The organism is Streptomyces tsukubensis, assembly GCF_003932715.1.
GTDB lineage: Bacteria > Actinomycetota > Actinomycetes > Streptomycetales > Streptomycetaceae > Streptomyces > Streptomyces tsukubensis.
Window position 1 is genome coordinate 527049 of sequence record NZ_CP020700.1, and the last position, 14180, is coordinate 541228.

Here is a 14180-nt window from a genome sequence, read left to right on the forward strand (position 1 = left end):
CGGGTACGGGGGTGCTGCGGGGGTGCTGGTGAGTGCGGCGGCGGGGGTCAGGGCGCCGCGGAGGGACGCCGTCCGGAGACGACGGTGTAGAGGTGTTCCAGGCTGGTCGCTTCGAGGGCGTCGGGCAGGGAGACCCGGGTTCCGGTGATGCGTTCCAGGACCGTGACCAGGGCGAGGAGGTGTACGGAGTCCCAGCCGTTGACGTCGTCGAGGCTGCGGCGGAGGTCGTCGGTGTCGACGGCGAGTCCGAGTTCGTCGCGGAGGATGCGGATGAAGTCGTCGATGCTGTTCACGGGGTGGGCCCTTCGAAGGTCGCGTCCAGACGGAGGTGGTCGGGCACGTTCGGGATGGTCCGCAGGTCGTGCCGGTGGACGGTGCGGTCGTCCGGATCCGGGACCGGGGCCGTATGCGGGGGTACGGGGGCGGGCAGGGCGCCGGTCGGCACGGGGGTGAAGCCGTGGTGGGCGTAGAAGTCGGCGGTCTTGCCGTTTCTGGCGGTGGGCCGGTGGACGCCGTACACCTCGGTGATACCGGTGCTCCGGGCATGGCGCAGGACCGCGGCGATGACGGCTTGTTCGATGCCGCGGGCGAAGACCCGGCAGCTCAGCAGGAAGTTGTCGATGACGAGGGCGGTGCCGTGACGTGTGGCGATGACGGCTCCGACGGTGCCGTTGTCACCGAACCGGTCGGTGCTGCGGATGGTGAGGACGAGGGTGTCGGGGCGGGTCAGCAGGGTTTCGACGTCGGCCCGGCCGAGCCGGACGGTGGTGAGGTTGAACTGGTTGGTGCGCAGGGTGATCTGGGAGAGACGGGGGACGTCCTCGGGCGCGGCGGGGGCCAGGCGTACGGTGACGGCGAGTTCGCGGAGGTAGCCCTCCAGTGAGTCGAATCCGTGCCGGAAGTCCTTGCGGGCGAGGTCGTCGCGGTAGTGCGCGGGGCGTGCCCGGTCCTCGGTGGTGAGTTCGGCGCTGTCGAACCAGTTGTCCGCGAGCAGGCGGGGCACATGGTCGGCGGGTTCCTCGTCCAGCCGGACGACGGCGGCTTCGGGGATCTCCCGGCGGACCAGTCCGCATTCGTAGGGGCTGTCGTCGGCGAAGACGAAGCTGTCGGCGCCGATGCCGAGGTCGTCGGCGAGCGCCCGGAGGTTGAGGTGTTTGGGCTGCCAGTTGGCGGTGACACGGACGAAGTCGTCCTCGCGCAGGGCCATGCCCGGGTGGTCGCGCAGTACCCGGCTCACGGGTTCGGGGTCGTTCTTGCTGACGACGGCGAGCAGGACGCCCTGGGAGCCGATCTGGCGGGCGACGCGCTGGAAGGCGGTGAAGGCCTCGCCGCGCGGGCCGTCCCCGACTTCGATGCCCTCGGGGCCGTCGTCGCCGAGGATGCCGCCCCAGAGGGTGCCGTCCAGGTCGAGGACGAGCGCCTTCTTGGTGCGCCCGAGGAGTCTGCGGGCCAGGTGGGCGGCCTCGCGGGCGTAGCGGGCGAGGAGGCCAGGTGACAGGTGCACCTTGGCGTAGGTGCTGAGCCGGGCGTCGTGGGCGGGGGTCTCGGCGGCCAGCGGGTCGAGGTCGAGGACGACGAGGCGCGGGTGGTGTTCGGCGAGGCGCAGCAGTCTCGCGTTGGCTTCGCGCCAGGCGATGCCGAGCCGGGCCCGGGAGCGGTGGTCGAGGAGTTGGGCGGTCAGTTCGCGGGGCAGGAGGAGGGTGTTGAGGACGAGGGTGCCGTCGCCGGTCGCGGTGAACCGGTCCACGAGGCCTTCGATGAGCGCGGTCTTGGCCTCCAGGATCCGCCGGACGTCGTCGACGTGCCACGGCGAGGGCAGTTCGGCGGTGACGACGGCGGCGCTGAGGACACAGAGCACCAGTTCGGGGCGGGCGGTGTGGAGGTCGCTGCGGGGGTCGGAGAGTTCGTGGACCCAGGTGTTGTACGGGGACGGGGTGACCGGCAGCAGCAGCCCGTGGCGGGCGGCTTCGGCGGCGAGTGCCGGGAGCAGCGGGGAGAGGGTGCCGTCGCCGGTGACGGCGGTGCGCAGGGTCGGCAGTGCGGGGTGGGCGCGCCGGACCTCGGCGGGGTCGAGCCGGGCGAGGAACCGGCCCGCCCGTTCCCGTTCCTCGTCCGTCGCCTCGGCGAGGAGGGCGGTCAGCCTCGGGTAGTCGGTGGCCAGGCGCCGGTCGCGGTGGAGTGCGGCGAGCTCCTCGCCCACGGGCGCTGCAGGGGTCGCGAGGTCCATGGAGGACATCGTCGGAGCGGTGTCTAAATATTCGCCTAACCCCTGCCAACCGTGGGCTCGCGCATCCGCCGGGGTACGGGTGGGGGCGGGGCACGGCGGAGGAGTGTGTGCCGGGTTCGTGGACCGGGCGGGACTCTTCGGGCACGGCGGCGCGGGGGTTTGCCGGTCGTCGACGGCGGGCGGGCGGGGTGGTCAGCCCGCGTACCCCCGGAAGATCTCGTCGAGCTGGCGGGCGATGGCGGCCTCGACGGCGGTGCAGGGGGCGGGGTCGCAGACGCGTTCCGGGTGTCCCGGGGGTGTGCGCGGCCCGCGCGGGTCACCGGGCCCGTCCGCCGGGTGCTCCGGGAGGACCGGGGGTACGGGTGCCCAGATGCGTCCGTAGACGGACAGCGCGCGGTAGAGGAAGCGCAGCGGGACGAGGCAGCCGCGGGCGGTACGGCGGAGCCTGCCGGTCATCGCTCACCTCGTTCGCTGGTCCCGCGCCGGGCTGGGCAGGGCAGGAATACCATCGGGCACCCCACTTGGCCAGTGCTTCAGCACGGCTGAAGCGCGTCTGAGGCGAGCGACCCCGGCGGGGCGGGGGCCAGCCGAACCCGGGTGCGGCACGGTCGCGAGCCGTACCAAAAACGATGCTCAGCCGCGAATGGCTTCATCATCTTCCGCTCCCCGCCGTCGGGCTGTCAGCATCTGCGCACGTCATCACTCAGGCAAACAAGGAGACCCGATGACAGAGCAGTCAAAGCAGGCAAAGCAGTCGGTACGGCCGTTCCGGAGACGTACCGGCTCCTTCGTCGCCCTGGCCCTCGCCGCCCTGGTGACCGTCTCCTGCGGACGTTCGGACCAGGGCGGGACCTCGGGCGGGGCGGCACCCGCCGCGGCGGGCAAGAGCGCCACCGAACTGCTGCCGTCCGATGTGAAGAAGAAGGGCGTGCTGCGGGTCGCCACCGCCGTCGGCTATCCGCCCATGGAGATGTACAAGCCGGGCACCACCGAGCTGACCGGGGTCGACCCGGATCTGGCCCGGGCCGTCGCGGACCGCCTCGGTCTGCGGCTCGAACTGACCAACGCCGCCTTCGACGGGCTGATCCCCGGGCTGAAGTCGGGCCGCTTCGACCTGGTGATGTCGTCGATGACCGACAGTCCCGAGCGCCGTAAGGCGGTGGACTTCGTCGACTACTTCCGCACCGGCGGCGTCATCATGACGAAGAAGGGCAATCCGGAGGGCATCAAGACGCTGGAGGACCTCTGCGGCAAGGCCGTGGTCCTCGCCAAGGGCAGCTCGAACCTCGCCATCGGCCAGGAGCAGAACACCCGCTGCGGCAAGAAGATGCGGATCTCGCAGAGCGAGGACGCGCCGACCGGGCTGCTCCAGATCGACAGCGGCCGCGCCGTCGCCACCATCGTCGACTACCCCGTTGCCGCGATGTTCGTGAAGGAGAAGGGGACGTACGAGGCGCTCCCGGAGCAGTACGGCACGGCGCCCTGGGGCATCGCCGTCGGAAAGGACCGCTCCGGTCTGCGCGACGCCGTCCAGCGGGCGCTCCAGGACCTGATCGACGACGGCGGTTACCGGAAGGTCCTCGACTCCTACGGGGTCGGCGGCAGCGCCGTGCCGAAGGCGACCGTCAACGACGGCACGTGAGGCGGGGAAACCAGATATGACCGAGCTCGGAAAAAACGATTCTTCAGCGCTGGTGACACCACGGCCGGAACCCTCCGCCACGGCGTCCGACGGTGCCGGCGGCCTCGCGCTCCGGGTGACCCGGCGGCCCCGGCCCGCGCGCTGGCTGGCCGTTCTCGCCACCCTGTTCTTCGCGGTCTGGCTGGCGTACACCGTCATCGTCAACCCGCATCTCCACTGGGACGTCGTCGTCGACTACCAGTTCGACGACCGGGTCCTCAAGGGACTGTGGGTGACGGTCCAGCTCACCCTGATCTCCATGGCGGTCGGTATCGCCATCGGGGTGCTCATCGCCGTGATGCAGCTCTCCGAGAGCCCCGTGCTCCGGACCGTCGCCGGGGCCTACACCTGGTTCTTCCGTGGCACGCCGCTGCTGGTCCAGCTGATCTTCTGGTTCAATCTGGCGCTGCTGTTCCCGGTCATCGGCATCGGCATCCCCTTCGACGGCCCCAAGCTCGTGGAATGGCAGACCAACGCGGTCATCACCGGCTTCGTCGCGGCCCTCCTCGGCCTCTCCATCAACGAAGGCGCCTATATGGCGGAGATCGTGCGGGCCGGGATCCAGAGCGTCGACCCCGGGCAGCGGGAGGCCGGCGAGTCGATCGGCATGTCGAACCGGCAGATCCTCACCCGGGTCGTCCTCCCCCAGGCGATGCGTGTGATCATCCCGCCCTTCGGCAACCAGTTCATCTCCATGCTCAAGACCACCTCCCTGGTCTCGGTGATCGCCGGTTCCGATCTGATGACCGTCTCCCAGCATCTGTATCTGGCGAACTTCGAGGTCATCGCCCTGCTGATGGTGGCGTCCATCTGGTACCTCGTCCTCACCACGGTTGCCAGCGTCGCCCAGCACTTCGTCGAACGGCGCTACAACCCCGGCGCCGCACCGCTGCGCCGAAGGGTTCTGACCCAGCTCGTGCCCGGACGCACCGGCAAGGGAGCCCTCGCGTGAACGACATCGTCCTCAAGGCCCGCGGCGTACGGAAGCGGTTCGGCGACACCGAGGTGCTCAAGGGCATCGACCTCGACGTCACGACCGGTGAGGTGCTCTGTGTCATCGGCCCCTCCGGCTCCGGCAAGTCGACCCTGCTGCGCTGCTTCAACCATCTGGAGAAGATCGACGCCGGCCGGATCTGGGTCGACGGCGAACTCGTCGGCTACGAACCGCACGGCACCTCCACCGAGGTGCTGCGCGAACGGCGGCCGCGGGAGATCCGGAAGCAGCGGGAGCGGATCGGCATGGTCTTCCAGCGCTTCCACCTCTTCCCGCACCGCACCGCGGTGCAGAACGTCATGGAGGGCCCGCTGGTGGTCAAGGGCCGCCCCCGGGCGGAGGCCGAGCGCCGGGCCCGGGAGCTGCTCGACCGCGTCGGGCTCGCGGACCGCGCCGACCACTATCCGGCCCAGCTGTCGGGCGGCCAGCAGCAGCGCGTCGCCATCGCCCGCGCCCTCGCCATGGAGCCCACCCTGATGCTCTTCGACGAACCGACCTCGGCGCTCGACCCCGAACTCGTCGGGGAGGTCCTCGGCGTCATGCGGGATCTGGCCCGCAGCGGAATGACCATGATCGTGGTGACCCACGAGATGGGCTTCGCGCGGGAGGTCGCCGACCGGGTCCTCTTCCTGGACCAGGGTTCGGCCGTCGAGGAGGGCAGCCCCGACCGGTTCTTCGGCGACCCGCAGCAGGACCGTACCCGGGCCTTCCTGTCGACGGTCCTGTGATGGGCGGCCCCGGAGCCGTACCGGCACAGCCTCCCGCCCCCGCGACCGCCGGGCGGCACTCCTACGAACTGCTGATCCGCGGCGGCACCGTCGTCGACGGGACCGGCGCACCGCGCAGGCGGGCCGATATCGCCGTCGACGGCGGGCGGATCACCGTACTGCCGCCGGACGGACGCCACCGCGCCGCCGAGACCGTCGACGCCGGCGGGCGGATCGTCGCGCCCGGTTTCATCGACGTGCACACCCACTCCGACGCGCTGGCCGCCTGCGGCGACGGCGGCCGGGACGGCGACGCGGTGGAGGAGCTGCGCCTCGCGCCGCTCCTCCAGGGCGTCACCACCGAGATCGCAGGCAACTGCGGCAGCAGCCTCTTCCCCGCGCTCCCGGAACGGCTGGACGGCCTCGCCGACCACGTGAGGGTCGTCTTCGGCCTCGGAGCCGTCCCGCCCGCCGAGGACTTCGACGGCTTCGCCGCCGGGCAGGACCCCGCGCTGCGCCGTACCCATATCGCGTCCCTCGTGGGACACGGCACCCTGCGCGCCGGGGTCATGGGCTTCGAGGACCGCCCGGCCCGGCCCGACGAGCTGAGCGCCATGTGCCGGCTCCTCGACCGGGCCCTCGCCCGGGGCGCCGCCGGGCTGTCCAGCGGGCTGATCTATCCGCCCGGCGGCTATGCCTCCACCGGTGAACTCGTGGCGCTCGCCGAGGTCGCGGCCCGGCATCGCAAGCCGTACGTCACCCATCTGCGCGATGAGATGGCGCAGGTGGAGACCGCGCTGGAGGAGGCCCTGGAGATCGCCCGCCGGTCCGGCGCGCCGCTCCAGATCTCGCACCACAAGACGGCGGGGCGCCATGCCTGGGGTGCCACCGTGCGCACCCTGCCCGTACTGGAGCGGGCCCGGGCCGAGGGGGTGGACGTCCTGTGCGACGTCTACCCCTATACGGCGGGCAGCACCGTCCTCCACGCCCTGCTGCCGCCGTGGGCGAACGAGGGCGGGATCGGGGCGCTGCTGGACCGGCTGCCCCGTCCCGAGGTGCGCGACCGGGTCCGTACCTCCATCGCGCGGGGCGTCGACGGCTGGGAGAACACCGTCGGCAACGGCGGCTGGGATCTCATCACCGTCGCCGCCGCCCGGCGCCATCCGGCGGCCGAGGGCCACCGGATAGCCGATCTGGCGACCGCGAACGGCGTCGACCCGGTGGAGTTCGTCTGCGATCTGCTCCTCGCCGAGCAGGGGGAAGTGACCATCATCAGCCACTCCATGCGGGAGGACGACGTCCGCCGGGTGCTCACCAGCCCACTGTCCATGATCGGTTCGGACGGGGTGCCCAAACCGGGCCGTCCGCATCCGCGCTGGGCCGGCAGCTTCGCCCGGGTCCTCGGGCACTACGCGCGGGACGAGGGACTGCTCTCGGCGGAGGCCGCCGTCCATAAGATGACCGGTCTGCCCGCGCGCCGGTTCGGGCTCGCCGGGCGCGGCACGATCGCCGGCGGGGCCCGTGCGGACCTGGTCGTCCTCGACCCGGAAGCGGTACGGGACCGGGCGACGTTCGACCGGCCGCTGCTGGCGCCCGAGGGCATCGGTACGGTCGTGGTGGACGGCCGGATCGCGGTCCGCGACGGCCGTCCGACCGACGAGCGCGCGGGAAGGGTGGTGAGGGTGCCGTGACCCTGGCACGAGTGGCCGCGGCCGCCCGCAGCGCCGCCGCGCTTCCGCTGGTCCTCGCCGTCGCCGCGATCGACGTGGACGACGGCAGGAGCACCGGTGTCGACGACACGGCCGTCCTGCCCGTCGCGTCCGCCGCCAAACTGCTGCTCCTCGCGGAGGTGGCCCGCAGGCTGGACTCCGGCGAACTGGACCCCGCGGCGGCCGTCGCCGTGACGGAGGACGACGTGGTGCACGGCACCGGGCTGCTGGTCCGGCTGAGCCGGCGCGACTGGACGGTGGAGGACCTGTGCTGGCTGACCGCCTCCGTCAGCGACAACACCGCGACGAACGCCCTGCTGAGGCTGGTGGGACCGGAGTCGACGGCCCGGCTGGCCCGGAGCCTGTCCCTGGGGGCGCTGACCGTCCACGACCGGGTCCGTGACGTCCGCGGCCCGGACGTTCCGCCGGTCTTCGCCACCGGCACCGCCCGCGCACTCGCCGGACTCGTCGCCCACGCGGCCCGGGGCAGCCTGGTCTCCCCCGGCGCGTCCCGGCGGCTGCTGAGCTGGATGCGGTCGAACACGGACCACACCCTGGCCCCCGCGCTGGTCTCCCACGACCCGTACGCGGCCTGCTTCCCGGATCCGCTGCCCGGCGGGCTGCTGCTGGCCAACAAGACCGGTACGGACCCCGGGGTCCGCAGCGACGCGGGCGTCTTCGTCGGGGAGCGCCGGGTGGCGTACGCGGTGGTGGCGCACTGGGACACGGCGCTGGGCGCCAGTACGGAGCGGGCCGCGGTGCGCGCCATCCGGGACGTCGGGCGCACCCTGGCGGACTATGCCGCGGGCCCGGGCGGGCTCTGACCCGGTACCGGCATACGCAGAGGGCCCCGGACGGAGTCCGGGGCCCTCTCTCCGTGTCGGGCGCGGCTGCCGCTGCCGTGGTACGCACGGGGGCCGGGCCGGTGCGTACGGTCAGGTCCACTGCGCGCCCAGCAGCGCCCCGACCTCCTCGGCAGCCGATCGCAGGTCCGTCAGGAAGGCCCGGAGCAGGGGGTTCTCGTTGGTGCGGCGGGTCGCCACGCCGATCCGGCGGTGCAACTGGGGGTGGTCGAGCCGCAGGACGTGCACACCGGCCGTGTCGCCGAGGCCCAGTGCGGGCACCAGGGCGATGCCCATACCGGCCCGGGCGAGGTTGATGGTCACCTGGTAGTGGTCGCTGCGGCAGCGGACCCGCGGCAGGAAGCCCTCGACGGCGCAGGCCCGTTCCAGTACGGGTTCGCCGCTGCTGCCGCCCCGGGTGCCGATCCAGCTCTCGCCCTCCAGCGCGGCCAGCCGGACGACGGACCGCCGTCCGAGGCGGTGCCGCAGCGGCACCACGATCAGCTGGGGTTCGTCGAAGAACATCTCCACGTCGACGGGCGCCTGCCGGCACCAGGGGTCGAGGGGGTGCTCGAAGACGACCACGGCGTCGAGGCGGCCGGCCTCCAGATCGGGCACCAGTTCGTGGGGCTGTCCGAGGATCAGCTCCAGCTCCACATGGGGGCGGCTGCCGGCGAATGCGGCGAGGGCCCGGGGCAGCAGGTCCAGGCCCGCGGAGGCGAAGAAGCCGACCCGCAGGATTCCGGCCTCGCCGATGGAGTGGCCGCGGAGATCGTCCTGGGCCACGGCCATCAGATCCGCGACGGCCTGGGCGTGCTCGGCCAGTCTCCGTCCGGCGGCGGTCAGCCTGAGGCTCTGCGGGGCGCGCTCCACGAGCGCGACCCCGACCTCCTGCTCCAGCTTGGCGAGCTGGTGGGAGACCGCCGACGGACTGAGGTGCAGTGCCTCGGCGGCCGCCACGATGGTGCCCCGGCGGGCGATCTCCAGAAGGACGAGCAGACGGCCACTGTTCAGCATCGCGCCAGGTTAAGCCCTTTCTTCCGGATCAGGCGGTGGCCGGGCGGCGGGCCGCGACCAGGTCCGCCCGCCGGGTTTCCGCCGCCGGGGCGGTGGCGGCAGGTTCGGTGACGTCCAGGCGCAGCAGGTCGTCCTCGGTCTCGCGGCGTACGACCAGCCGGGCCTCTCCGTCGCGGACGAAGACGACGGCGGGGCGGGGCAGTTTGTTGTAGTTGGAGGCCATGGCGTAGCCGTAGGCGCCGGTGACCGGTGTCGCGAGCAGATCGGAGACCCGCAGGTCGGCGGGGAGCGCGGCATCGTCGATGATCACGTCGCCGCTCTCGCAGTGCTTGCCCACCAGGCGGGCGCGGAGCGGGCGCTGGGCATAGGGGGTGCGGGGCAGGAAGGCCTCGTAGCGGCTGGAGTACAGGGCGGGGCGGAGGTTGTCGCTCATTCCGCCGTCGACGCTGACATAGGTCCGGACGCCTTCGATCCGCTTGACCGTGCCGACGCGGTAGAGGGTGAGTCCGGCCCGGGCGGTGATGGACCGGCCGGGTTCGACGGTCAGTTCGCCCCGCCAGCCCGCGTCCCGGGCGGCGGCGTGTACCCGGGCGGCCCAGTCGGTGAACTCCGGTACCCGCTGTCCGGCCTCGTAGGCGACGCCGAGTCCGCCGCCGACTGTGAGTCCGCGGACCCCGGTCTCGGCGGCGAACCGGGCGGTGGCCGCGGCTCCGTCGGCCAGTTCGGCCGCGTCCAGGACCTGGGAGCCCACATGGGCGTGGATGCCTTCGAGGACCATCGCCGGGGAGTTCCGGGCGCGGTGCACGGCGGCTGCCGCGGTGCCTCCGGCGAGTCCGAATCCGAACTTGGAGTCGGTGCCGCCGGTACGGATCGACCGGTGGCCGCCCGCGGCGACGCCCGGTGCGATCCGCAGCACGACCGGGAGGGGGGCGAGCCCGGCGGTCGCGTGGAGGCGTTCGATGCGGTCCATCTCGTCGAAGCTGTCGACGACGGTGTGCCGGACCCCGGCGGCGGCCGCGGCAAGGAGTTCGCTGTCGTCCTTGTTGTTGCCGTGGAGCACGATGCGGTCGCCGGGTACGCCCGCGTGCAGGGCCACCCGCAGCTCTCCCCCGGAGGCGACGTCCAGCAGCAGCCCCTCCTCATGGGCGAGGCGGGCCATCGCCGTGCAGAGAAAGGCCTTGGACGCATAGGCGACGTTCCCGGTGCCGAAGGCGGCGACGGCCTCCCGGCACCGGCGGCGCAGATGCTCCTCGTCGTACACGAACAACGGCGTCCCGAACCTGCGTCCCAGCTCGACGAGCGGCACACCTCCGACGGCCAGCCCGGAGGGGCCGTCCGTCGCGGTGAGCGGCAGCAGGTCCGGAGAGACGGCGGTTGACATGGTTCCTCCCCATGATCGGACTCTCCTTCATCCTCAGCCCTGACCGGGGGCGGCAAAAGCGCATTCTTCCGGGGGTGAGCATCGGGAAAACCGTGGCTCGGGCCGGGCTCGCACGGCCGGTTCACGATCGGGGCACGGCCGGATCCCCGCCATCGGATCGGGGAGCACTCGTACATCCGTCCCGATCCGGCGGCGCCGGACGCGGCCACCGTGTTCGCGGAGCTGCGCGACACCGGCCGGGACGGCTGCCGGACACCCTTGCGACGTCAACCTGTTCGCCTCCGATTCACCCTTGGAGGGGGTGAGAGGCGGGTCCCGGCCGCAAGCTTTCGGCCGGGACGGGGCGGGTCCGCTGCGCGCCGGGGTGCCCATGGGGCGGGCGGGGCGGTCCGGGCCCGGCCCGGACGGCGGAGCCGGGGCAGGGTCTCCGATGTCACCCGGGGCAAACCTCTGGCTCAAGGTTGACCGAAGCCGCCTCTTCGTCACTTTACGTACCGGTGCCCGGCGCGTTTCGCTACTCACTGTTGTGGCTCCGTTGCGGCGTACCTCTGGTGCGGTCCGCCGGCGGTGCCTTCCGACAGCGCCGAATCGAAGGGGGAGAACCATGACCACGCCTTCCGCTCCGCTCCGTGTCGCCCTGGTCAACGGCAGCTTCGAGAATCCCGCCGTCACCGATATGGCGTTTCTGCCGGACGCCTCGCAGACCCAGGTGTCCGGGCGGGTCCCGGGCTGGCTCACGACGGCCTCCGACCACATGATCGAAATCTGGCATTCGGGTTTCCAGGGCGTTCCGTCGGCCGACGGTGCCCAGTTCGCCGAACTCAACGCCAACGAGGTCTCCACGCTCTACCAGGACCTGCCCACCTCGCCGGGGACCAAGCTGTACTGGCGGCTGTACCACCGCGGCCGGCAGGGCAGGGACACCATGGCGCTGGACATCGGCGCCCCGGGCTCCACCGTCGAACAGCGGCGCTTCACCGACGGCAACACCGCCTGGGGACGCTACAACGGCGTGTACACCGTCCCGGCGGGCCAGACCGTGACGCGCTTCGCCTTCCGTTCCATCTCGGCGGCGGGAGGCAACCGGGGCATCGGCAACTTCCTGGACGGCATCTTCTTCGGGACGGCGCCGTATCTGGTCCTGGAGAAGTCCGCCGTTCCCATGGGGCCGCTGGAGGTGGGCGACACCCTCACCTACCGCATCACCGCGAAGAACGAGGGCGGCGGCGACGCCGAGAACCTCGTGCTGACCGACGTCGTCCCGGCCGGGACGACGTATCTGCCGGGTTCCCTGCGGGTCGTGACCGGCCCCAACACCGGTGTCAAGACCGATGTGCAGGGCGACGACCAGGGCTCCTACGACGCCGGGACCAACAGAGTCGTCTTCCGGCTCGGCAACGGCGCCTCCGCCGCACAGGGCGGCAGTCTGCCCAATACGCTCGCCCTCCCGGCCGGGACGACGGTGGAGTACCGGGTCGTCATCGACCGGGCCTCCGGCGGCAAGCAGATCGCCAACACCGCGACCGCGACGTACGAGAACCGGCTGGGGAACGAGCCGGAGCCGCTGACCGCCACCTCCGACGAACAGATCACCCAGGTGAAGCCGGCCGCCGATCTGGCCGTGACCAAATCGGCCGACGCGACCACCGTCACCGTCGGACAGACCGTGACCTACCGGATCACCGTCCAGAACAACGGCCCGAACCGGGCGACCGGGGTCACCGTCGCCGACCGCCTCCCCGAGGGCCTCGTCTTCCTGTCGGCCAAGGCCTCGACGGGAACCTACGACCCGGCCGCCGGGCAGTGGGCCGTGGGCACCCTGGCCGAGGGCGCCCGGGCGACCCTCGTGCTCCGCGCCAAGGCCACCAGGACCGGACCGGTCGAGAACACCGCCACGGTCACCGCCGTCGAGAAGGACCCCGACCCCGCCGACAACACCGACTCCGTCACCATCTGCGTCGAACCGGCCCCCTCCTGCTGCGACCCCTGCGCCTCGGGCGAGTAGTCCCGCCCGCTGTCGCCCCGGGCCGGCCGGAGCCCCCTTCCGCTCCGGCCGGATCACCGGGCGCGGTCCGGTCCCCGCCGCCGTACCGCGCCCGGTGGGCGCACAGCACCGGACAACTCCCAGGACAGGGGTGGGCCCTCAGCGGTGACCAGCCGGGACAGCGAACCGACTTGTCCCGGACGGCACCGGTCTTGAACCGCCCCGCACCGAGACCCCAGGCTGGCGACCGTCCCGGCGAGGCCCGCCCGGCCCGAGGATCCTGGAGGACCTGTGAACCTGCCCGCACGCAGAAGCTGCACCCTGGCACTTCCCCTCGCCGTGACCCTGGCCGCGGCACTCGGCGCGGCACCCGGGGCGCACGCTTTCGGCCGGACGACCCCGGCCGCCGTCGCCTCCGGGACGACGTACTACGTGGACGCCGTATCGGGGAACGACGGCAACAGCGGTACGAAGGCCACCGCGGCCTGGCGGACCCTGGCCCGGGTGAACACCGCCGCACCGGCCCCGGGGGACACCATCGCCTTCCGCCGCGGCCGGACCTGGACGGGTTCCCTGCTGCTGACCGCCAGCGGCACCGCGGCGGCGCCCATCACCGTCACCGCGTACGGCGACGCCTCGGCCGCGCTCCCGGTCGTCGGCGGGCCGGTGACCGACTGCGTCCGCGTCGACGGTTCGTACTGGCGCATCGGCGCCCTGCACGCCGCCGGCTGCCAGTGGGCGGGGTTCGAGATCAGGGGCAGCCACAACGTCCTGACGTCGGTCCGGGCCGGCGGCAATGTCGCCGGGGTCTCCATCGCGGACACCGCGCACCACAACACCGTCCGCTCCAGCACCCTCGCCGACAACAACAAGATGAGCGTCAACACACCCGGCGGCTGGGACGACTCCGGGGCCTTCGGCATCCTGCTGAACGGGGACGACAATCTGGTGACGCACAATCTCATCACCGGATCCCGGGCCGTGAGCTACGACTTCGGTCACGACGGCGCCGCGGTCGAGGTGTTCAACGGGGACCGCAACCGCGTCGAGTACAACGTCTCCCGTGACAACGAGACCTTCACCGAACTCGGCAGGGGACTCGGCCGGACGGCGGACGGCAACACCTTCGCCTTCAACGCGGTCACGTCCGTCCACCCGGCCAGTGCCTTCCTGGTCACCCGGGGCGCGGGAACCGGTGTGGGGCCGGTGAACGGCACCCGCGCCTTCAACAACTCGGTCGATCTGCCCGGGGCACAGGCCCAGGGCTGGGTCTGCTACGCGGGCTGCTCCCCCGGCATCCTGACCCTCCGCAACAACGTGATCAGGACCGGCGGCAAGACCGGCTACGAGGACGGGACCGGCGCCGACGAGGACAACGGCGTCTACTTCGGCACCCAGACCCAGTTCCAGCTCGGCCCGCAGTCCGTCCACGCCGACCCGGCCTACGTCTCCCCGACCGACCTCCGGCTGACCGTCGCAAGCCCCGCGATCGGCCGAGGCGTGCCCGTCGGCTACTCCACCGACCTCGCGGGCGATCCGATATCGGGTACGGAACCCGACGCGGGCGCCTACCAGTTCGCCCCCTAGTGAGGCGGACCGGCCCTGAGCCCCGCCATGGCCGAATCCGGTGTGTGCCGC

General features: G+C 72.2%; 12 protein-coding genes. 7 read left to right on the forward strand and 5 right to left on the reverse strand.

Annotated features, from left to right (window positions below):
• Positions 1-47 precede the first annotated feature (47 nt).
• From B7R87_RS01415 to B7R87_RS01425, 3 genes are all read right to left on the reverse strand, one after another.
• The gene (locus B7R87_RS01415; RefSeq protein ID WP_006350897.1) at positions 48-293 is read right to left on the reverse strand and encodes an acyl carrier protein; all 246 of its coding nucleotides are present in this window, start codon (positions 291-293) and stop codon (positions 48-50) included.
• Positions 290-2227 (reverse strand): HAD-IIIC family phosphatase, encoded by a 1938-nt coding sequence (locus tag B7R87_RS01420; RefSeq protein ID WP_006350896.1) that lies wholly within the window; start codon positions 2225-2227, stop codon positions 290-292. Before B7R87_RS01420 ends, B7R87_RS01415 begins: the two co-directional genes overlap by 4 nt.
• Positions 2228-2419: 192 nt before the next feature.
• Positions 2420-2683 carry a DUF6059 family protein gene (locus tag B7R87_RS01425; protein ID WP_006350895.1) on the reverse strand — a complete coding sequence of 88 codons (264 nt, stop codon included), beginning with the start codon at positions 2681-2683 and terminating at the stop codon, positions 2420-2422.
• A gap of 268 nt (positions 2684-2951) precedes the next feature.
• Here B7R87_RS01425 and B7R87_RS01430 point away from each other — a divergent pair, with 268 nt between their 5' ends.
• The 5 genes from B7R87_RS01430 to B7R87_RS01450 are packed head-to-tail and all read left to right on the forward strand — an operon-like array spanning position 2952 to position 8142.
• Complete coding sequence (locus B7R87_RS01430; protein ID WP_006350894.1) at positions 2952-3869, forward strand: ABC transporter substrate-binding protein; 918 nt, start codon at positions 2952-2954, stop codon at positions 3867-3869.
• Positions 3870-3885: 16 nt separating this feature from the next.
• Positions 3886-4860 (forward strand): amino acid ABC transporter permease, encoded by a 975-nt coding sequence (locus B7R87_RS01435; protein WP_100249292.1) that lies wholly within the window; start codon positions 3886-3888, stop codon positions 4858-4860.
• Positions 4857-5630, forward strand: coding sequence for an amino acid ABC transporter ATP-binding protein (locus tag B7R87_RS01440; protein WP_006350892.1), 774 nt, complete (start codon positions 4857-4859; stop codon positions 5628-5630). The genes B7R87_RS01435 and B7R87_RS01440 overlap by 4 nt, the downstream gene beginning before the upstream one ends.
• The gene (locus B7R87_RS01445; protein WP_006350891.1) at positions 5630-7300 is read left to right on the forward strand and encodes an N-acyl-D-amino-acid deacylase family protein; all 1671 of its coding nucleotides are present in this window, start codon (positions 5630-5632) and stop codon (positions 7298-7300) included. Before B7R87_RS01440 ends, B7R87_RS01445 begins: the two co-directional genes overlap by 1 nt.
• Complete coding sequence (locus B7R87_RS01450) at positions 7297-8142, forward strand: serine hydrolase (RefSeq protein ID WP_078902466.1); 846 nt, start codon at positions 7297-7299, stop codon at positions 8140-8142. The genes B7R87_RS01445 and B7R87_RS01450 overlap by 4 nt, the downstream gene beginning before the upstream one ends.
• A gap of 111 nt (positions 8143-8253) precedes the next feature.
• Here B7R87_RS01450 and B7R87_RS01455 read toward each other — a convergent pair whose 3' ends face one another.
• Both B7R87_RS01455 and lysA read right to left on the reverse strand, forming a co-directional pair.
• Positions 8254-9177, reverse strand: coding sequence for a LysR family transcriptional regulator (locus B7R87_RS01455; protein ID WP_006350889.1), 924 nt, complete (start codon positions 9175-9177; stop codon positions 8254-8256).
• Between the two features lie 28 nt (positions 9178-9205).
• On the reverse strand, positions 9206-10558 hold the full coding sequence (lysA, locus tag B7R87_RS01460; RefSeq protein ID WP_006350888.1) for a diaminopimelate decarboxylase: 1353 nt from the start codon (positions 10556-10558) through the stop codon (positions 9206-9208).
• A gap of 604 nt (positions 10559-11162) precedes the next feature.
• Here lysA and B7R87_RS01465 point away from each other — a divergent pair.
• A complete protein-coding gene (locus B7R87_RS01465; protein WP_006350887.1) occupies positions 11163-12563 on the forward strand; it encodes an isopeptide-forming domain-containing fimbrial protein in 1401 nt (466 codons plus the stop codon).
• Between the two features lie 270 nt (positions 12564-12833).
• Positions 12834-14129 (forward strand): right-handed parallel beta-helix repeat-containing protein, encoded by a 1296-nt coding sequence (locus tag B7R87_RS01470; RefSeq protein WP_006350886.1) that lies wholly within the window; start codon positions 12834-12836, stop codon positions 14127-14129.
• Positions 14130-14180: the final 51 nt, after the last annotated feature.

What these genes read in the sequence shown, in the direction of transcription:
- B7R87_RS01420 (WP_006350896.1), bottom strand. Translation starts at nt 2,227, where the DNA reads ATGGACCTCGCGACCCCTGCAGCGCCCGTGGGCGAGGAGCTCGCCGCA.
- B7R87_RS01425 (WP_006350895.1), bottom strand. Translation starts at nt 2,683, where the DNA reads ATGACCGGCAGGCTCCGCCGTACCGCCCGCGGCTGCCTCGTCCCGCTG.
- B7R87_RS01430 (WP_006350894.1), top strand. Translation starts at nt 2,952, where the DNA reads ATGACAGAGCAGTCAAAGCAGGCAAAGCAGTCGGTACGGCCGTTCCGG.
- B7R87_RS01435 (WP_100249292.1), top strand. Translation starts at nt 3,886, where the DNA reads ATGACCGAGCTCGGAAAAAACGATTCTTCAGCGCTGGTGACACCACGG.
- B7R87_RS01445 (WP_006350891.1), top strand. Translation starts at nt 5,630, where the DNA reads ATGGGCGGCCCCGGAGCCGTACCGGCACAGCCTCCCGCCCCCGCGACC.
- B7R87_RS01455 (WP_006350889.1), bottom strand. Translation starts at nt 9,177, where the DNA reads ATGCTGAACAGTGGCCGTCTGCTCGTCCTTCTGGAGATCGCCCGCCGG.
- lysA (WP_006350888.1), bottom strand. Translation starts at nt 10,558, where the DNA reads ATGTCAACCGCCGTCTCTCCGGACCTGCTGCCGCTCACCGCGACGGAC.
- B7R87_RS01465 (WP_006350887.1), top strand. Translation starts at nt 11,163, where the DNA reads ATGACCACGCCTTCCGCTCCGCTCCGTGTCGCCCTGGTCAACGGCAGC.